Annotated in this window: 20 protein-coding genes; 10 read left to right on the forward strand and 10 right to left on the reverse strand. The window is 28.2% G+C overall.

Annotated features, from left to right (window positions below; translation table 11 throughout):
* The first annotated feature begins 36 nt into the window (after positions 1-36).
* Genes KCTC32516_RS04115 through KCTC32516_RS04125 form a run of 3 tightly spaced genes read left to right on the forward strand, consistent with a single transcriptional unit; the run spans position 37 to position 2,107 of the window.
* Complete coding sequence (locus KCTC32516_RS04115) at positions 37-1,491, forward strand: oligosaccharide flippase family protein (RefSeq protein WP_301402164.1); 1,455 nt, start codon at positions 37-39, stop codon at positions 1,489-1,491.
* Positions 1,492-1,494: 3 nt separating this feature from the next.
* Positions 1,495-1,926: a dUTP diphosphatase gene (dut, locus tag KCTC32516_RS04120; protein WP_301402166.1), complete on the forward strand. Its 432-nt coding sequence runs from the start codon at positions 1,495-1,497 to the stop codon at positions 1,924-1,926.
* A 31-nt stretch (positions 1,927-1,957) separates the two neighbouring features.
* Entirely contained in the window at positions 1,958-2,107 is a 150-nt protein-coding gene (locus KCTC32516_RS04125; protein WP_301402168.1) for a PspC domain-containing protein, read from the forward strand.
* A 4-nt stretch (positions 2,108-2,111) separates the two neighbouring features.
* On the opposite strand, the gene KCTC32516_RS04130 is transcribed toward KCTC32516_RS04125, so the two are convergent.
* Positions 2,112-2,648: a GNAT family N-acetyltransferase gene (locus KCTC32516_RS04130; protein ID WP_301402169.1), complete on the reverse strand. Its 537-nt coding sequence runs from the start codon at positions 2,646-2,648 to the stop codon at positions 2,112-2,114.
* 71 nt (positions 2,649-2,719) lie between these two features.
* Entirely contained in the window at positions 2,720-3,727 is a 1,008-nt protein-coding gene (recA, locus tag KCTC32516_RS04135) for a recombinase RecA (RefSeq protein ID WP_301402172.1), read from the reverse strand.
* Between the two features lie 105 nt (positions 3,728-3,832).
* On the opposite strand from recA, the gene dinD reads away from it, so the two are divergent.
* Complete coding sequence (dinD, locus tag KCTC32516_RS04140; RefSeq protein WP_301402173.1) at positions 3,833-4,672, forward strand: DNA damage-inducible protein D; 840 nt, start codon at positions 3,833-3,835, stop codon at positions 4,670-4,672.
* A 2-nt stretch (positions 4,673-4,674) separates the two neighbouring features.
* Positions 4,675-5,253, forward strand: a complete 579-nt coding sequence (locus tag KCTC32516_RS04145) for a pseudouridine synthase (protein ID WP_301402175.1) — start codon at positions 4,675-4,677, stop codon at positions 5,251-5,253.
* A gap of 29 nt (positions 5,254-5,282) precedes the next feature.
* On the opposite strand, the gene KCTC32516_RS04150 is transcribed toward KCTC32516_RS04145, so the two are convergent.
* From KCTC32516_RS04150 to KCTC32516_RS04160, 3 genes are all read right to left on the reverse strand, one after another.
* Positions 5,283-5,870, reverse strand: a complete 588-nt coding sequence (locus KCTC32516_RS04150; RefSeq protein ID WP_301402176.1) for a porin family protein — start codon at positions 5,868-5,870, stop codon at positions 5,283-5,285.
* 22 nt (positions 5,871-5,892) lie between these two features.
* The gene (locus tag KCTC32516_RS04155) at positions 5,893-6,660 is read right to left on the reverse strand and encodes a membrane metalloprotease (RefSeq protein WP_301402178.1); all 768 of its coding nucleotides are present in this window, start codon (positions 6,658-6,660) and stop codon (positions 5,893-5,895) included.
* Between the two features lie 93 nt (positions 6,661-6,753).
* Positions 6,754-7,806, reverse strand: a complete 1,053-nt coding sequence (locus KCTC32516_RS04160; protein ID WP_301402180.1) for a hypothetical protein — start codon at positions 7,804-7,806, stop codon at positions 6,754-6,756.
* A gap of 115 nt (positions 7,807-7,921) precedes the next feature.
* On the opposite strand from KCTC32516_RS04160, the gene KCTC32516_RS04165 reads away from it, so the two are divergent.
* From KCTC32516_RS04165 to KCTC32516_RS04175, 3 genes are read left to right on the forward strand one after another with little or no spacing between them, the layout of a single operon-like run.
* Positions 7,922-8,431 (forward strand): RNA polymerase sigma factor, encoded by a 510-nt coding sequence (locus tag KCTC32516_RS04165; RefSeq protein WP_301402182.1) that lies wholly within the window; start codon positions 7,922-7,924, stop codon positions 8,429-8,431.
* 48 nt (positions 8,432-8,479) lie between these two features.
* On the forward strand, positions 8,480-9,394 hold the full coding sequence (locus KCTC32516_RS04170) for a FecR family protein (RefSeq protein ID WP_301402184.1): 915 nt from the start codon (positions 8,480-8,482) through the stop codon (positions 9,392-9,394).
* A complete protein-coding gene (locus KCTC32516_RS04175; protein ID WP_301402185.1) occupies positions 9,384-11,915 on the forward strand; it encodes a TonB-dependent receptor in 2,532 nt (843 codons plus the stop codon). Before KCTC32516_RS04170 ends, KCTC32516_RS04175 begins: the two co-directional genes overlap by 11 nt.
* A gap of 2 nt (positions 11,916-11,917) precedes the next feature.
* Here the strand turns inward: KCTC32516_RS04175 and KCTC32516_RS04180 are convergent, their stop codons facing one another.
* From KCTC32516_RS04180 to KCTC32516_RS04195, 4 genes are all read right to left on the reverse strand, one after another.
* Positions 11,918-12,358: a GNAT family N-acetyltransferase gene (locus tag KCTC32516_RS04180; RefSeq protein ID WP_301402186.1), complete on the reverse strand. Its 441-nt coding sequence runs from the start codon at positions 12,356-12,358 to the stop codon at positions 11,918-11,920.
* Between the two features lies 1 nt (position 12,359).
* Positions 12,360-12,791, reverse strand: a complete 432-nt coding sequence (locus KCTC32516_RS04185) for an RpiB/LacA/LacB family sugar-phosphate isomerase (RefSeq protein ID WP_301402188.1) — start codon at positions 12,789-12,791, stop codon at positions 12,360-12,362.
* Between the two features lie 543 nt (positions 12,792-13,334).
* On the reverse strand, positions 13,335-13,505 hold the full coding sequence (locus KCTC32516_RS04190; RefSeq protein WP_301402189.1) for a hypothetical protein: 171 nt from the start codon (positions 13,503-13,505) through the stop codon (positions 13,335-13,337).
* A 104-nt stretch (positions 13,506-13,609) separates the two neighbouring features.
* A complete protein-coding gene (locus KCTC32516_RS04195; RefSeq protein WP_301402190.1) occupies positions 13,610-14,524 on the reverse strand; it encodes a diacylglycerol/lipid kinase family protein in 915 nt (304 codons plus the stop codon).
* 115 nt (positions 14,525-14,639) lie between these two features.
* On the opposite strand from KCTC32516_RS04195, the gene rnr reads away from it, so the two are divergent.
* The gene (gene rnr, locus KCTC32516_RS04200; protein WP_301402192.1) at positions 14,640-16,853 is read left to right on the forward strand and encodes a ribonuclease R; all 2,214 of its coding nucleotides are present in this window, start codon (positions 14,640-14,642) and stop codon (positions 16,851-16,853) included.
* Between the two features lie 76 nt (positions 16,854-16,929).
* Positions 16,930-17,115, forward strand: coding sequence for a twin-arginine translocase TatA/TatE family subunit (gene tatA / locus KCTC32516_RS04205; protein ID WP_301402723.1), 186 nt, complete (start codon positions 16,930-16,932; stop codon positions 17,113-17,115).
* 205 nt (positions 17,116-17,320) lie between these two features.
* Here tatA and KCTC32516_RS04210 read toward each other — a convergent pair whose 3' ends face one another.
* Positions 17,321-18,190 (reverse strand): LytTR family DNA-binding domain-containing protein, encoded by an 870-nt coding sequence (locus KCTC32516_RS04210; RefSeq protein WP_301402194.1) that lies wholly within the window; start codon positions 18,188-18,190, stop codon positions 17,321-17,323.
* Between the last annotated feature and the right edge of the window lie 2 nt (positions 18,191-18,192).

Here is an 18,192-nt window from a genome sequence, read left to right on the forward strand (position 1 = left end):
TGCGTTAATTATTATATTTGTACAAGACTTTTTCTTTTGAGTAATTTAAAACGATTTTTTAAAGACACCATAATTTATGGTATTGCGGCTGTTTTGCCAAGAGCTATAAATATCTTTTTGGTAAAACTACACACTTCAACTTTAGAAGCTGATAAATACGCAGTAAACACAGATTATTACGTCTATGCAGCTTATTTTAACGCGTTACTTACATACGGAATGGAAACGGCCTTTTTTCGTTTTTTTTCGAAAGAAAAAGAGAAAGGGAAAATCGTTTCTACTTCTTTTATTAGTTTATTGGTAACAAGTTTGTTGTTTTTGATTGCAATGTTGTTTTTTAGTGCTACAATTTCAGATTTCTTCGGATTTAAAAATCCGTTGTTTTTTAAATTATTAGTTTGGACCATTACCTTAGATACCTTTGTTGTAGTTCCGTACGCATATTTACGTGTTGCAAACAAACCGATGCGTTTTACCATTTATAAGATCTTAAATATTTTAATTTTTGCACTGTTAAATGTGTTCTTTTTATGGTTTGTTCCGTATGCGATAAAACATCAAATTAGTTTGCCAAGTTTTATCGTAGAATATTACCATTCGTACCCAAAAGTGATGCATATTTTTGTTGCAGGAACCGTTGCCAGTGCCACCACATTTTTACTCTTATTTCCGATTGTTTTTAAGTTTAAAATCGATTTTGATTTTCAGCTTTTAAAGAAAATGTTACGGTACAGTTTACCTATAATGGTAGGAAGTTTGGCTTTTGTGACCAATGAAAATTTAGACAAACTTTTACTGGGAGATTTGATAGGAAAAGAGCAAATGGGAATTTACGCTGCCTGTTATAAGTTAGGCGTTTTTATGACGCTTTATATTATGGCTTTTCGTTTGGGCGCAGAACCCTTTTTCTTTAATCACGCCGATAAAAATAATGCCAAAGAAACCTATGCTAAAATACTTACTTGGTTTACCATTTTAGGTGCATTATTTATGTTAATCGTTGTGGTTTTTATTGATATTTTTGCAGCTGTTTTATTAGGAAAACCAGAGTATTTTGAAGCTTTACAAATTGTACCAATCATCTTATTAGCAAATTTATTTTTAGGAATTTACAACAACTTATCTATTTGGTACAAACTAACTGATAAAACAAAATACGGAATGTATTTTTCGGTTTTAGGAGCAATGATTACCATTGTATTTAACATGTTGATGATTCCTAAAATTGGATTTATGGCTTCTGCTTGGGCAACCTTAATTACTTACGGATGTATGATGATTGTTTCTTATTTTATTGGAAAAAAACATTATCCCGTTCCTTATCAATTAAAAAAAGTTGGATGCTATGTGTTTTTTGCAACCGCATTATGCGGAGTTTCTTTTAGTTTATTTAGAGAAAATAGTTGGTTTTCAATTTCAGCAATTTTTAGTTACTTTGGACTTGTCTTTTTGATGGAAAAACCAACCATAAAACAATTTTTGAAACGCTAAATTATGAACGTACAAATTATCAATACATCAAAACACCAAACTCCAACTTACGAAACCGAAGGTTCTGCAGGAATGGATTTACGTGCAAATATTGAAGAAGCAATCACATTAAAACCGCTAGAAAGAACCATTGTAAAAACAGGGTTGTTTATTGCCTTGCCCATTGGTTTTGAAGCACAAGTAAGACCAAGAAGTGGTTTGGCTGCTAAAAAAGGAATTACAGTGTTAAACTCTCCTGGAACTGTTGATGCAGATTATCGTGGAGAGATTGGTGTCATTTTAGTGAATTTATCGAACAACGATTTTGTAATTAATGATGGCGAACGTATTGCTCAACTTGTCATTGCAAAACACGAACGTGTGAACTGGCAAGAAGTTGAGGTTTTAAACGAAACCGAACGCGGCGCTGGTGGTTTTGGAAGTACAGGAAAATAAAAAATTAGTATAAAGTAAAATAGGTAAAATTATGATTTTAGGAGTATCTGAGTGGTTAAGTGGTAAATTGGGATGGAAAGTACAAAATATTAGAATTGCTTTTGTTGTATGTGTTTTATTTGCTGGTTTTGGTATTGGTTTGTATTTAATTTTATGGGTTGTAAAAATGTTTTCTAAATAGAAAACTACACCTTTTTATATAATTGACTCATTTTACGAACTTCTTCTTGTAATAAATCAAAATTTAAAAACTCGTGAGAGTGATATTGAAATCCTAATTTTTTGTAAAAAGAAAAAGCTTGTGGTTGTTCATTCATCGCGTCTAACCAGATAATTTTATACTTCTTTTCTCTTGCTTTTTCTTCCAACCAAAAAAGTAATTTTTTTCCAATTCCGTTTCCCTGGGTTTTTGGATGGATATAGATACGATGTAATTTAACCTGTTTTTCCGCTGTTAAACCTTCTAGTTTTTGATCCCAAACAATGCGAAAATTTCCAACAACTTCATTCTTAAAAAGGATAAAATAATAATCGCTTTTTGCCTCTAACAAATCTTTTAAAACAGCAGGTTTTGAGTATTGAGAGGCCACATACCAACTTCCATTATCTTTCCAAAAATGCGAATATGCTGGCGGATAAATTTCTTTCATTAAAGAAAACAACAACTCACAATCTGTATTTTTTATGGGTTGTAAAGAAATGTGCTGTGTAACTTGTATCATTATGTAAAAGTAAAAAAGCTATTTCAAATATTGAAATAGCTTTTTAAATTAAGTAGAACTTTTAAAAATACTTAATCTTGATTATTTATTGCATCTTTAATTTTTGTTTCTAATTCTTCGGATAATTCAGGGTTGTCTTTTATCAATTCTTTAACCGCGTCTCTTCCTTGACCTAATTTTGTTTCTCCATAACTAAACCAAGATCCGCTTTTCTTAACAATCCCTAATTCTACTCCAATATCTAAAATCTCACCAACTTTAGAAATTCCTTGTCCGTACATAATATCAAATTCTGCAATTTGAAAAGGCGGAGCAACTTTGTTTTTTACCACCTTTACTTTTGTGCTATTTCCAATAACACGATCGCCATCTTTAATTTGTGTTCTTCTACGAATATCTAAACGAACAGAAGCGTAAAACTTTAATGCATTTCCACCAGTTGTGGTTTCTGGATTACCGAACATTACACCAATTTTTTCTCTTAATTGGTTGATAAAAATTACGGTACATTTTGTTTTAGAAATGGTTCCTGTTAATTTACGTAAAGCTTGCGACATTAAACGCGCGTGTAATCCCATTTTAGAATCACCCATTTCGCCTTCAATTTCTGATTTTGGAGTTAATGCAGCAACAGAATCAATTACAATAATATCAATTGCTCCAGAGCTAATTAAATTATCAGCAATTTCTAGAGCTTGCTCACCATAATCTGGCTGAGAAATAATTAAATTCTCTATATCTACACCTAAATTTTCTGCATAAAAACGATCAAATGCGTGTTCTGCATCAATAAAAGCTGCAATTCCGCCTGCTTTTTGTGCTTCTGCAATCGCATGAAGTGTTAACGTTGTTTTACCAGAAGATTCTGGTCCGTAAATTTCTATCACTCTTCCTCTTGGATAACCACCAACGCCTAGTGCCAAATCTAATCCTAAAGAACCAGAAGAAATAGCGTCTATATCTTCTACTTTACTATCGCCCATTTTCATTACCGCTCCTTTTCCATAGACTTTATCCATTTTGTCTAAAGTAAGTTGTAATGCTTTTAATTTCGCTGTTTTTTCTTTATCTGCTGACATATCTTTTTGCTATAAATTTTTTTAAAAAATAAGAACGACTAAGTTACAAAAAAAGACAATATATAGTTAACAACTATTTTGTATTTTTATAAAAAATAAAAAAACATGAAAAAAGAAATAATAAAAACTTTAGCTCATAATTTTGAAGATCACTCACAAACCACTGAAAACGGGATAGAGTTTTGGTTTGCAAGAGATTTACAACTTCTTTTAGGATATTCTAAATGGGAAAATTTTATAAAAGTAATTAATAAAGCAAAAATAGCTTGTGATGTTACTGGTAATGATATTTTAGACCATTTTCCTGATATCGGGAAAATGGTTGAAATAGGATCTGGAACCAAAAGAGAAATTCAAGATATAATGTTAACAAGATATGCTTGTTATTTAATTGCTCAAAATGGGGATTCAAAGAAAGAAAATATTGCGTTTGCTCAAAATTATTTTGCAATGCAAACAAGAAAGTTTGAGTTAATTGAACAAAGAATTAAAGATTGGGAGAGATTACAGGCTAGACAAAAATTAACGCTATCAGAAAAAGATTTATCAGAATTAATCTATGAAAAAACAGGAAATGATAGAAATTTTGGATTAATACGAAGTAAAGGATATCAAGCTTTGTTTGGTAAATCTACTCAACAAATGAAAACTAAATTAGGTATTCCTAATAATAGAGCTTTAGCGGATTATCTTCCAACTATTACAATAAAAGCAAAAGACTTTGCAACAGAAATTACCGTTTTTAATACAAAGGAAAAAGATTTAAGAAATGAAAGAAGTATTTCTGCAGAACATATAACAAATAATAGATCGGTTAGAAAAATTTTATTAGAAAGAGGTATTACACCTGAAAATTTACCTCCTGAAGAAGATATTAAAAAGCTAGAAAGAAGAGTTAATTCAGAAACAAAAAAGTTAGGTAAAAACCCTGATAAATTAAAATAGTTTTGAAATCTCACCATCATTTTATCCTTCACAAACCTTACGGAACTATTTCTCAGTTTGTAAATCCGCACAAACGGAAGAAAAAATTATTAGGAGAATTGTATAATTTCCCTGAAGGAACCATGGCAATTGGACGATTGGATGTAAACTCAGAAGGCTTGTTGTTATTAACAACAGACGGAAAAATAAGCGAACATATTAGAAGTAAAAAAGTAGAGAAAGAATATTATGTTCAGGTTGATGGAATAATTACTCAAAAAGAAATTGAAGCTTTAAAAATAGGTGTAGAAATTGGTTTTGATGGAAAAAAATACACCACAAAATCGTGTGAAGCTTCTTTGATTTCTCTACCAAATTTTCCAAACAGAACACAGAAAATTAGAGATGAACGTCATGGACCAACAAGTTGGATTTCAATTACAATAAACGAAGGTAAATTTAGACAGGTTCGTAAAATGACTGCGGCAGTTGGTTTTCCGACTTTACGATTAATTAGAGTTAGAATTGGCGATTTAAATCTAGGCGATTTAAAAGCTGGAGACGTTAAAGAAATAGACAATTTAATAAAAAAAGAGAAGTAAAATTACTTCTCTTTTTTATCTACTAGTTTTTAAAACTCAAATCCAATATACACTTGTAAAACTCTATTTTTAGGTTTGTCTTGATCATAAATATCACTTTGACCGATATGATATCTTGCTCCTAAACTTACACCTTCATCACTTTTAAAACCCGCTCCAAGATTAACTCCCCAATCAAAATTATTAGGGACAAACTCTTTTGAAGTATCGTATAAAACAAAACCAGAATCAAAAGTTTCTTTATGTGAAATAGAAAAACCTATTTGTGGCCCAGCTTCTATAAAGAAACTTTTTACAGGATATAACTTTAACATCAAAGGAATGTTTATGTAATCTAACTTTTGGGTATAAGTTCCATTGTTATCCATAATTTTATACCCTTGTTTTGAGTATAAAATTTCTGGTTGAATAGAGAGGTGTTTTCCGATATAAGATTCTACATAAATACCAAGATGATATCCGTGTAATTTTGCTGCTTCTGAAGTTCCGTCAAAACTTACTGACGATAAATTATATCCACCTTTAATTCCTGCTGTTGATGTATTTTTTCTGTCTTGTGCGTTTAATGATATAATACTTGTAATCATTAATACTATTGCTATATATGTTGTTTTCATTTTTATTGATTTTTTAAATTTATTATTTTCCTCCATTTGCTTTTAAATCTGCCAAACATTGTGCGTCTAACGTTGGCACTTGTCCGCCAGAAAACAGATTTCCTATTCCTTGACTAGATTCTGCAGCCCAGTACATTAAACATTTTTTTATATTACAATGTTTTGGGTGATCTGCATCTTCATGATCGCTTTGTAAATTGGTCCCTAAATTTGTTAACCCTAAAAGGTGTCCGAATTCGTGATTAATTACCGATGCTTCTAACAAACTTCTATCGGGTTCAAAAGTACTATCACTTAATCCGTGGATAGTTTCTTCATAAATTACAAAAGAAGTGTTCCAATAAGCAGTCCCTAAAATTGAACTCGAACTAGTATCTTTAGAAGATTTTCCATTGATAAACAATACCCAAACTGCAAGTGTAGTATTCGTATTGTATTTAGTTCTGTGAACTTTTTCTAGTGCTACAACTTCGTCTAAAGTATATACTGTTTTTCCGGTTGATGGAATTTCTTTCGTTACAAATGTTATTCCTTCAGGTTTATAAGTTCTTTTTTCAATAAAACTTTTAAAATTATTTAAAGCCGTTTCGGTAGGTTTAAAACCATTAATATATCCTATTTCAACAACCATCTTTTTAAATATAGTTTCAGAAAGTAAATCGTTCGCAGAAGACCCTGTTGCTTGTCTATTAGCTATAATTGCTGTGCTTCCGTTATTTACCCCTGTTTCTAATGTGCAAGAAAAAAGGATACTACAAATTAAAACTGTTCTTAAAAAAATATTTTTCATTTTGCTTTATTTAAAACTTTACAACAAATTCGTATTGTTGAATTCGTTGTAAAGTTGTCATCAACCAACTATAAACCAATTATTACTTATTTTTTATAGCTTCTTAAAAGTTATTGTTGTAGAAGCATCCGTTTTGCTTTTTAACGTTACCAATGTGTTTGAGTAAGTATCAACGACCCAATCATTAGCCAATGCACTAACCGCCGTATTACTTGCAAAGTTTATATTTAAAAAAACGGCTGTTTCAGAACTTACTGCATAGGTTCCTTCTACTTTTCCAAGTGTAGTATTTACAGTATTTTGAGCCACTAATTTTAAATCGTTTGTAAAATCGATTGACCAGTTTACATAATCACTTGCTTTATTTACGCCCGCTGTTATAAAGCTTTCTACTTTAAACTTTGATTTTGTTAAAATTGCTTCAACTGCTTTTGCTTGTTTTTTTGCTTCTTTTTCTTTTGCATCATACGTTAAACAATCAGAGATGGCATTTTTAAAGTCCGCATCGCTACCAACTTGTGCAGTTGTACCATTACTTAATGTAGCTGTAAAAGGATAATTTACAGCAAAAAGCTCATTGGCATCTAAACCATTCATAAAAGAATACATTTGTTGTTTAGATTGTATTACTACGCTTCCTGTTTGCTCTAAACTAACATTGTAGGTTAAAATAGTAATTGGAAAATCAATATCTACACAAGAAATAGCGTCTTTACCTGTAGCTTCTGTATTTTCACATTCTGCTTTTAAGGCGTTTAATTCTGTTTGATTGTTAATAACAACCTCTGTGTAATTACTTAATTTAGCAGAAATAGGGAAGTCAAAAGTTACCAAGTCGCTATCGTCATTAAATTTTCCCATAATATTTAAAACTGTAGAAAAATCTAAACTACTTAATAATGTGATTCTTTGTCCATTTACTGTTCCTGTTAAAGGGAATAACAACTCTACACATGAATTTCCATCTAAAAAATCGTCTTTAGAGCCGTCATTCATAGCGCTTCGTTTGTAATTTTCTGTTGTTTTAGAAGTAGATGAGTTTGTGTTAGGGTTTGTTCCTACTTGAGAGGTCTCTTCTGTTTGACATGCTGTAAATCCGAATAAGATTACGAAAGCAATTCCTGTAATTAGTTTTAATGTTTTCATTTTAATAAATTTTAATAATTAATGTTTCTTGTTTGTATGAGTAAGACAACTAAACATTAATTTACCCTACCTTTGTTATCAAAATTTTTTATTTTTATTTTTTCAAAACCTATTTATGCCTGATAAATCTCTTTGTGATGAAATTTATTTTAATGAGTTTTATTCTTCTCATATACAGTCTGCTACAAATTTTGCATACTATAAATCTGGCAATAAAAATACCTCTTTAGATTTAGCACAAGAAGCATTTATAAAAATTTGGGAGAACTGTGCAAAAATAGATTTTTCTAAAGCAAAATCATATTTATTTACGTTGGTAAATAACCTTTTTTTAAATAAAGTAAAACACGAAAAAGTAGTTTTTGAATACGCAAAAAGCAGTCCTTACTTAGATGTTAACAATCAAAATCCAGAATATTTACTTGAAGAAGAAGAGTTTAAAGAAAAATTAAAAACAGCTATAGAGGGTTTAACCGAAGCAGAACGAGAGGTTTTTTTAATGAATAGAATTGACGGAAAAAAATACAGAGAAATTGCAGAACTATTAGAAATCTCTCAAAAAGCAGTTGAAAAAAGAATGTCATCTGCTTTAAAAAAATTAAGAAATAAGGTTGATGGCATTTAAGGTAGGGTAAAAACCTTTTTAGTTGTTATATATATAGAGGTATAAAAAATGAAAAACACAAACGACACCCTAAAGTGGCTTAACAGAGACGTTTCTGAAGAGGAATTACTGCGTTTAAAAAAAGCGGAAGATTTTAAAACTTTGGAAAAAATAGCTTTTTATTCTTCTCAAATAAAAACACCAAAAATAAATATTGAAAAATCGCTTGATGATTTAAAAATAAAAACACAAAATAAAACTAAAAAAGGAAAAATTGTTCCTTTTAATTTTAAACACCTTTATAAATACGCTGCAGCGATTGTGATTTTATTTACATCTACTTATTTTTTGTTTTTTAATACTACGTCTACTTATAAAACAAAATTCGCACAAACAAAAAACGTTTATTTACCTGATGATTCTGAAGTAGTTTTAAACGCAAATTCTGAAATTTCTTACGCTAAAAAAAGCTGGGAAGAAAATAGAAATTTAACCTTAAGTGGTGAGGCTTTTTTTAAAGTTAAAAAAGGGGAAAAGTTTACTGTTAATACAGAAATTGGAGAAGTAACTGTGCTTGGAACTCAATTTAATGTTAAAGAAAGAGGTAATTATTTTGAGGTTAAAACATATGAAGGATTGGTTAGTGTTGCGTATAAAGACACGCTTGTAAAATTACCAAGAGGAACTATTTTTAAAGTAATAAATGGTGTTATTGATACAAAAAACACTTTTGATGTAAATGAGAAGTCTTGGTTGCAAAAAGAATCTAACTTTAAAAGTATTCCTTTGCGTTTTGTTTTAGAGGAAATTGAAAATCAGTTTGATTATAAAATAGAAACAAAAAATCTTGATTTAGATATATTATATTCTGGTGGGTTTACTCATACAGATGTAAACATAGCGTTACAATCTGTTACAATTCCGCTACAATTATCTTATAAAATTGACGGTAAAAAAATTACGCTATTTAAATATGCCCAATAAAAAACATGTTGCTTTACTCTTTTGTTTATTAACAATAAGTGTTGCTTTTAGTCAAACTTTAATAAAAAAAGTAGCTCTTTCTTCGTTAATACTAGATCTTGAAAAAGCGTATGCTATTAAATTTTCTTATTCTGATGCTGATGTAAAAAATGTTTTTGTGCAGCAGCCAGATAAAAAAATTTCAATAGACGAGCTTTTGTCTTTTTTAAACGAAAAAACATTTTTACAATTTAAAACTCTTGATAATAGATATATTACCATCTCTTTTTTAAACAAAACTATTGATATTTGTGGAACGGTTTTAGGCACAGCTTCTTTAGAGCCATTAGTGCTCGCATCTGTTAAAATTAATGGATATAAATTAGGTGCCACAACAAATAACGAAGGATACTTTTATTTAAAAAACATTCCTGTTAATTCAACTATAAGCATCTCTTTTATAAGTTATAAAACTAAAAGTATTTCAGCCAAAGAATTATTTTCTATTTCTAATTGTAAACAACTATTTTTAGAAGAAAAAACAGAAGAATTATCAGAAATTACAATTCCTCAGTTTTTAACTTCTGGTTTGCAAAAAAGCATCGATGGAAATACCGTCTTAAACACAGAAAAATTTGGAATTCTTCCTGGTTTGATAGCGCCCGATATTTTAAAAACAATTAAAATTCTTCCAGGAATAGAAAGTGTAAACGAAACGGTTTCTAATATCAATGTTAGAGGTGGAACAAATGATCAGAATTTAATGCTTTGGGATGGAATTAAAATGTATCATTCCGGTCATTTTTTTGGTTTGATTTCTGCTTACAATCCTTATTTAACAAAAAAAGTTACGGTTACTAAAAACGGAACAAGTAGTGCTTTTTCAGACGGAGTTTCATCAACTATTAACATGCAAACTTCAAATAAAATTACCAATCGTTTTTCTGGTGGTGGTGGTTTTAATTTATTAAGTGCCGATGCTTTTGTACAGATTCCAATAAAAGAAAATATAGAACTTCATGTTTCTGCAAGAAGATCGTTTACCGATCTTATACATACTCCAACATATACTAATTATTTTTCGAGAAGTTTTCAAGATAATTCTATCTCATCAAATACTGTAAATAACGGAGAATCAAATTTTTATTTTTATGATTATTCTTTTAAGTTTTTATATGATATCAATTACAAACATGCTATTAGAGCTAATTTTATTCACATCAAAAATAATTTAAAATATCAAGAAAAATACACTTCTAATACTACTACAATAAAAGAAAATAGTGCTTTAAAGCAAGAAAATTTAGGCGCAAAAATTAGTTGGGTTGCAGACTGGAATACTAATTTTTCTACTACTTTTTTTGCTTTTTTTTCTGATTATAAAATAAATTCTTCAGATTATAATAAAGATACAGATCAGTTTCAAACACAATTGAATAATGTGCTAGAAACAGAAATAAAACTAAATGCTAAATATAACTTTTCTGAAGCTTTGCATTTTTTAAATGGATTTGTTTTTAACGAAATTGGTGTTAGAAACAGCACAACTGTAAATGCACCAACGTTTTCTAAAACAGTTAAAAATGTATTGCTAAAAAGTGCTTATTTCTCTGAAATTGAATACAATAAAAAGAACACCTATGTTCGGTTTGGAATGCGTGTAAATTATTTTCATAAGTTTCAAAAATTTGTAATAGAGCCTAGAATTAACATCAGACAAAAATTAAATTCTGATTTCTTTTTAAAACTAGAAGGTGAGTTTAAAAACCAAACTACAGCTCAAAAAATAGATTTTGAAGATAATTTTTTAGGAATTGAAAAAAGAAGATGGATTCTCTCTGATGATAAAAACACACCTATTGTAAAAAGTAAACAAATTTCATTTGGTACTGAATATTCTAAAGATAAATTATATATAGATCTTACTGGGTTTTATAAAAAAGTAAACGGAATTACAACAGCAAATCAAGGATTTTATAACAATACACAAACTTTTAATGCTATTGGTAATTATACCACAAAAGGTGTGGAGTTTTTAATAAATAAAAAAACGAATACCATTAGTACTTGGTTAAGTTATACCTACTCAAAAAACGAGTATACTTTTACTGCTTTTCATCCTGCTACATTTTCTAATAGTTTAGATATAACACATTCTCTTAGTGCTGCTTTTAATTATAATTTTAATAAAAATTTAAACGTTTCTTTTGGTGGAGTTTTACGTTCTGGAAAACCATATACAAAACCGGTAGAAGGAAATGAAACCATACAAAATGGAAATAAAACAATAGTAAATTATGATAATCCTAATACAGAAAGATTAGATAACTTTTTTAGAATTGATGTTTCTGGAAGTTATAAATTTAAATTTTCTGAGGCTATAAAATCTACAATTCGTATTGGTTTTACAAATATAATTGATAGAAAAAACACCATAGATTCTTACTATGTGGTTGATAAAAATAGTGGTAATAATATAAGAAGAGTAAATAATTATTCTTTACCTTTTACTCCGAATTTAAGTTTTAGAGTAACTTTTTAAACTTAGATTCTCAGCATTTCTATATGCGGAATTCCATCTTCTAAATACTCGTCTCCTACTTTTTTAAATCCGTGAGATTCGTAGAATTTTTTTAAATATACTTGAGCGGATATTGTAATTTCTGTAGTGTTAAATTTATCTTGAACTGCTTTTATAGAAGCTTTCATTAAATTATGTCCGTAACTAAATTTGCGTTCTTTAGCATCAACAACAACTCTACCAATACTTGCTTCTTTAAAATAATCTCCAGGTTTAAAAATACGTGTGTATGCAATAATTGAATTCTTTTTCACACCAAAAACATGTAATGATTTTTGATCTTTAAAATCTAAATCTTGATACACACAGTCTTGTTCAACTACAAAAATTTCTGATCGTAATTGTAAAATACGATACAATTCATCTAAAGTTAGTTGATGAAATTCTTTAATAAAAAATTCCATTTTAAGAACAAGATATTTTAGTTACTCTAGTTGCATGACGACCACCTTCAAACTTTGTATTTAAAAATATATCTACAAAACCCAGCGCTTGTTGTAAAGAAACAAAACGAGCTGGAATGGTTAAAATATTTGCATTATTGTGTTGGCGGGTTAAAGTAACTAACTCATTATTCCAACAAAGCGCCGCTCTTATTCCTTGATGTTTATTTGCGGTCATTTGAGCACCATTTCCAGAACCACAAAGTATAATTCCAAATATTGCTTTACCAGTTTCAACTGCTTCTGCTGTTGGATGAATTGCATCAGGATAATCCATAGAATCATTTGTATTAGTTCCAAAATTTAAAACAGTATAACCTGCAGCTTCTAATTTTTTTATAATTTTGAATTTATAATCTGTTCCTGCGTGATCATTACCAATTGCAATTGTCATAATATGTTGTTTTTAATAGGATTAAGTACACAAAAATAAGTATAAAGATGGTTATCAACAGGTATAAATAAATAATTTTTTACAAATCTTAATAACCTTTTAAAAATAAGAGTTTTACGTATATTATCTAAATGTTAAGAAGTATTCTTATTTTTTTAAAACTTTTTTTGATGGTTTCAAAAATTATTACAATACAAGAATGTAAATGAAACTACCAACTTTTTTTTTGATTTTATAATAGCAATTTATCAACATAAAATTAACCTCTTCTTTACAATCTATATTTACTAAACAATTAAGAAAATCTATGTATAACTGTTTATATAAATTGTTAATAAACTAAAAAAAGAATTGATTTTTAAGCTTTTAAAAAATAGATACATTGTTTATTAAATTTAATAAGTGATATAAAAAAATAATTAAGAAAATACTTATTGTATCTGTTAACACTATATCATTAACATCATTTTTTTTAAAATTTAATTAAAGAATATGATTATAATTATATAAAGTGTTAATAACTCAAAAAAAGGAAAAAACAAATTAAATAGTTTTAGTATTTAATTGTTTAAAATGGATTGAGTCTTTTTGAATTTTTACAGATTCTGGAGAAGTGTGAGAATTTAAAGGAGCATTTATATGTATTACAGTAATAAAAATACCTGTGATAAATATAAATATAAATAATGCTATTATTTTATGAAATTGTTTCATTTTTATAAACTTCTTACACTATAAAGACGTGTATTATTAAAAAGTGTTACAAAAATTTTAAGATTTCTTTAACTTTTTTATACTAAACTCATTTCAGTATCTTTTTAAGGAATCACAAATTGAATCGCTGTTTCTATAATTGATACAGAAACAGCACCTGTGTTTATTAATTCTCCATCAGCTTGAATAAAAGGTTTTTCTGATTTTGAAATTGGTATAATTTTTAAAGAATTAGTTTTATAAGTTTCTACTTTTTTATGATATAAAATTTTTCCATTGTATAATTTTGGTAAATTAAAAATCATATCTAATAAAGTTAAATTTTTAGCAATGGTAACATCTAATAAACCATCCGAAGTATCTATATCTTTTGTAAATTGCATTCCGCCTCCAGAAAATTTACAGATTCCAAAAACAACCATTAAACATTTTTCTTGTATTTTTTTTTCGTTAATTTTTATTGTAAAATCAACAGGTTTATATAATAATAATCCATACAATCCACTTAATAAATAAGCAATTCCACCAAAACGTTTTAAGTTTTTTAATTTGTTTACAACATAACCATCATAACCGATTCCTGCTACATTAGTAAAGTATGTTATCATGTTATTTTCTGTTTCTAATTTACCAATATCTTGCAGTATTGTTTTTTCTTTACTGATTATTGCAATAGAATTCTCTATCTTTGCATTAATATTATAAGTTTTTACCCAATCATTTCCAGTACCAATTGGTATTACAGCAAGTTGTATAGTGTTAGTTTCTACTAATTTTTGCTTCATTATTCCGTTCACAACATGATGTAACGTTCCATCTCCACCAACAGAAATTATTTTAGTAAATCCATTTTTAATAGCAGTTTCTACTAATTCTTCTTCATGTTTAGAATAATCAGTAAAAGCAAATGAAAACGAAATGTGTTGTTTTTTTAATTCATCTGAAATTTCTCTCCAAATTTTTTTAGATTTTCCGTTTCCAGATGTAGGATTCATAATTAAAAACCAATCAGTTTTCATAAAAAAATAAATTAATTAAAAAGCAAAATACAAAAATTGAATTCATAATAATAAATTAATAAAGAATACAATTAAAATTGTGTAATTTGCTATCAATAAAAACAATAAAAGACATATGTCTAAAAAGAAGAAAATTTTTAAAAAGAAAGGAAAAATCATTAAAGATTTAACCAGAAATATATTTAAAATATTAAATGAAGATGCTAACTTATCTTATAACTATAAACAAATAGCATCTAAAATGGGTATTTCTGATACCGATGGAAAAACGCAAGTTTTAAAAAAATTAGCTGAACTTACAGCTACTAAAAAAATTAAAGAAACCGATAGAGGAAAATTTAAAATAAATAAAGATAGAAAGTACAGTATTGGAACTTTAGATGTAACATCTAACGGAAATGCATACTTTATTTCTGATGATTTTGAAGAAGATATTTTTATTCCGTCAATCAATTTAAACAAAGGTTTACATAAAGATACCGTTAAAGCATACACGTATAATAAACGTGGAAGTAAAAAACTAGAAGCCGATGTAGTAGAAGTGTTAGAAAGAGCAAAAACTGATTTTGTTGGTGTATTACAACTCAATAAAAATTTTGGTTTTGTTGTAGCTGATGATAATAAAATGTATGTTGATATTTTTATATCGCAAAACAAAATTAACGGTGCAGAAGATGGAGATAAAGTGGTTGCTACTTTAACAGATTGGCCATCAAACTCTAAAAATCCATTTGGAAAAATTACCACAGTTTTAGGTAAACCTGGAGATCATAATACAGAAATGCATTCTATTTTAGTAGAATATGGTTTACCGTACGAATTTCCAAAAGAAGTAGAAGACGAAGCAGATAATCTTCCAATAGAAATTACAAATGCAGAAATTGCAAAACGTAGAGATATGCGAAGCGATTTAACCTTTACTATTGATCCGAAAGATGCAAAAGATTTTGACGATGCTTTATCGTTTACAAAATTAGAAAACGGAAATTATGAAATCGGAATTCACATTGCAGATGTTTCGCATTATTTACAAGAAAAAACACTTTTAGATGATGAAGCTTATGAAAGAGCAACATCAGTGTATTTAGTTGATAGAGTTGTACCAATGTTGCCAGAAATGTTATCAAACGGAGTTTGTTCTTTACGACCAAATGAAGAAAAATTAACTTTTTCTGCTGTGTTTGAAATCAATGAAAAAGCACAAATTATTAATAAATGGTTTGGTAGAACTGTTACATATTCAGATCAACGCTTTGCATATGAAGAAGCACAAGCTGTAATAGAAAATTGTAGTTTATCAACAATAAAAGAATATATAATGCCGGCTGATATCTCTATTATAGATAAAGAATATACGGTAACAAAAGAAATTGTTGAAGCAACGTTAAAACTAGATGAACTTGCTAAAAAAATGCGTAAAAAACGTATGAAAGCTGGTGCAATTTCATTTGATAGAGTAGAAGTAAAATTTAATTTAGATGAAGAGGCAAATCCTACAGGAGTTTTCTTTAAAGAATCTAAAGATGCTAACAAACTAATTGAAGAATTTATGTTATTAGCAAATAGAAAAGTAGCAGAATTTATTGGTCAAGAAAACGGAAGACCAAGTAAAAAAACATTTATTTATCGTGTACACGACGAACCAAATATTGATAAATTAAACGCTTTACAAGGCATTGTAAGTAAGTTTGGTTATTCTTTAAAAACAGATTCAAAAGAAGTTATTTCGCAATCATTAAATAAACTACTTTCAGACGTTCATGGGAAAGCAGAATCGAATATGGTAGAAACCTTAGCGATTAGAACCATGAGTAAAGCAGAATATACAACTGAGAATATTGGTCACTACGGATTAGCTTTTGATTACTACAGTCATTTTACATCACCCATAAGACGTTATCCTGATGTAATGACACATCGATTACTACAACATTATTTAGATGGCGGAAAATCACCTAAAGCAGAAATTTATGAAGAAAAATGTAAACATTCTTCAGAAATGGAATATCTAGCTTCAAAAGCAGAACGCGATTCTATCAAATACATGCAAGTAAAATATATGCAAGAACATCAAGAGCAAGAGTTTGAAGGTGTTATTTCTGGAGTTACAGAATGGGGAATTTATGTAGAAATTAAAGAAAACAAATGCGAAGGAATGGTTCGGATTAGAGATATAAAAAGTGATTATTATATTTTTGATGAAAAACAATATGCAATCGTTGGTCAATCAACGAAACAAATTTATCAGTTAGGAGATGATGTGGTTGTAAAGGTTAAAAAGACCGATTTAGAACGCAAACATTTAGATTTTACTTTAATAGAAAAATAAAAAAGTTTTTAACGGAATAATAGAAGTAAAGAATTAATTAAAAGCTTTTTGTATCTTTGTTTTAAAATTAGAAATGATGAATTTATATAATATGATTTTGTTTATTGGAATGCCACAAGTAGTTATAATTATTGTGGTTGTTTTATTACTTTTTGGAGGTAGAAAAATTCCTGAATTAATGAAAGGTTTAGGTAGCGGAATTAAAGAATTTAAAAACGCAGCCAAAGAAGATGATAAAGATAAAATAGAAGATAAAAAATAAACTTTTATTTTAAGAAAAGATAAAAAAAGCTCAACTGTACAGTTGAGCTTTTTGTTTTTCATCAAATTAAAAACATCCCCCAATGTTTTTAATTTAAAAATTAATGTTGCAAATATATGTTTGAATAAGTTATAATTCTCTATGTTTTTAAATTTTGTTATAAAAAGGAATAAAAATTTTATTTTTGGGATAAAAAGGAAAAGAATTAACTTAATAAACTTTTTAAAGATTGTTTGCTAAAACTTCTAGAAACAGGAACATCAAAAGGAATAACGTCAGATTTTAATAAATAACCTCTAGCGTTTCCATGAATGTCATTAATAAAGTTAACATTTATGATGTATGACTTATGACAGCGTATAATAGAAGTATAATCTTGTAATTCTGTGTCAATTTTAGTTAAGGTAACTCTTAGTATCTTTTCTTTTAAATCGTTATTTTTATTTATAAAAAAATTTGCATAATTTCCTTGTGATGAGATGTATACCAAATCATCAGTTTTGAAAACAATTTTTTCTTTTTTATTATCAGAATAAAGTGTAACCTCTGTTTTAAATTTTTTTTCTACTAATTTTTCTTTGTTATAAGTATTAATTTCTTTTGCCCTCTTTTTCCTCTTTTCTCTTACACTTTTTTCATTTATAAAAACAAAAAAAAGTAACGGAATTATACCAACTAAAAAAACACAGGTTAAAAAAGGAAAATAATGCAAGTTTTTAATACCAAAAACATTTTTATATATACCCCCTAAACACCACAAAACAGATCCAATTAAAACAATCCCAATTAATATTAGAAAAATATTTCTTCCAATAGTCCATTTGTCTTCATCAAAATAACTTTTAAAGAGCAGTGCAGGAATATATAACATAAAAAATACACTAAAAACGGTAGCACCCCCTAGAAGAATAGTGTATTCTAAAACCAAATCGACTAAAGAGCTTAAGTTAAAAGGTTTAAAAAGGTATAAAAAAATAAACACAAAAAACCCAAAAGAAAAACTTATTTTTAATTTAAACTTTACTGATGGATTGAAATAATAAGGAGTAGAAAGCCAAGAAAAAAAGGATTTCATAA

This window comes from Polaribacter huanghezhanensis (genome assembly GCF_030444335.1).
Lineage (GTDB): Bacteria > Bacteroidota > Bacteroidia > Flavobacteriales > Flavobacteriaceae > Polaribacter > Polaribacter huanghezhanensis.

Bases quoted from the DNA above. Each gene is read 5' to 3' on its own strand.
- dut (WP_301402166.1), top strand. From the start codon at position 1,495: ATGAACGTACAAATTATCAATACATCAAAACACCAAACTCCAACTTAC.
- KCTC32516_RS04125 (WP_301402168.1), top strand. From the start codon at position 1,958: ATGATTTTAGGAGTATCTGAGTGGTTAAGTGGTAAATTGGGATGGAAA.
- KCTC32516_RS04130 (WP_301402169.1), bottom strand. From the start codon at position 2,648: ATGATACAAGTTACACAGCACATTTCTTTACAACCCATAAAAAATACA.
- recA (WP_301402172.1), bottom strand. From the start codon at position 3,727: ATGTCAGCAGATAAAGAAAAAACAGCGAAATTAAAAGCATTACAACTT.
- dinD (WP_301402173.1), top strand. From the start codon at position 3,833: ATGAAAAAAGAAATAATAAAAACTTTAGCTCATAATTTTGAAGATCAC.
- KCTC32516_RS04150 (WP_301402176.1), bottom strand. From the start codon at position 5,870: ATGAAAACAACATATATAGCAATAGTATTAATGATTACAAGTATTATA.
- KCTC32516_RS04155 (WP_301402178.1), bottom strand. From the start codon at position 6,660: ATGAAAAATATTTTTTTAAGAACAGTTTTAATTTGTAGTATCCTTTTT.
- KCTC32516_RS04160 (WP_301402180.1), bottom strand. From the start codon at position 7,806: ATGAAAACATTAAAACTAATTACAGGAATTGCTTTCGTAATCTTATTC.
- KCTC32516_RS04165 (WP_301402182.1), top strand. From the start codon at position 7,922: ATGCCTGATAAATCTCTTTGTGATGAAATTTATTTTAATGAGTTTTAT.
- KCTC32516_RS04170 (WP_301402184.1), top strand. From the start codon at position 8,480: ATGAAAAACACAAACGACACCCTAAAGTGGCTTAACAGAGACGTTTCT.
- KCTC32516_RS04175 (WP_301402185.1), top strand. From the start codon at position 9,384: ATGCCCAATAAAAAACATGTTGCTTTACTCTTTTGTTTATTAACAATA.
- KCTC32516_RS04180 (WP_301402186.1), bottom strand. From the start codon at position 12,358: ATGGAATTTTTTATTAAAGAATTTCATCAACTAACTTTAGATGAATTG.
- KCTC32516_RS04185 (WP_301402188.1), bottom strand. From the start codon at position 12,791: ATGACAATTGCAATTGGTAATGATCACGCAGGAACAGATTATAAATTC.
- KCTC32516_RS04190 (WP_301402189.1), bottom strand. From the start codon at position 13,505: ATGAAACAATTTCATAAAATAATAGCATTATTTATATTTATATTTATC.
- KCTC32516_RS04195 (WP_301402190.1), bottom strand. From the start codon at position 14,524: ATGAAAACTGATTGGTTTTTAATTATGAATCCTACATCTGGAAACGGA.
- rnr (WP_301402192.1), top strand. From the start codon at position 14,640: ATGTCTAAAAAGAAGAAAATTTTTAAAAAGAAAGGAAAAATCATTAAA.
- tatA (WP_301402723.1), top strand. From the start codon at position 16,930: ATGAATTTATATAATATGATTTTGTTTATTGGAATGCCACAAGTAGTT.
- KCTC32516_RS04210 (WP_301402194.1), bottom strand. From the start codon at position 18,190: ATGAAATCCTTTTTTTCTTGGCTTTCTACTCCTTATTATTTCAATCCA.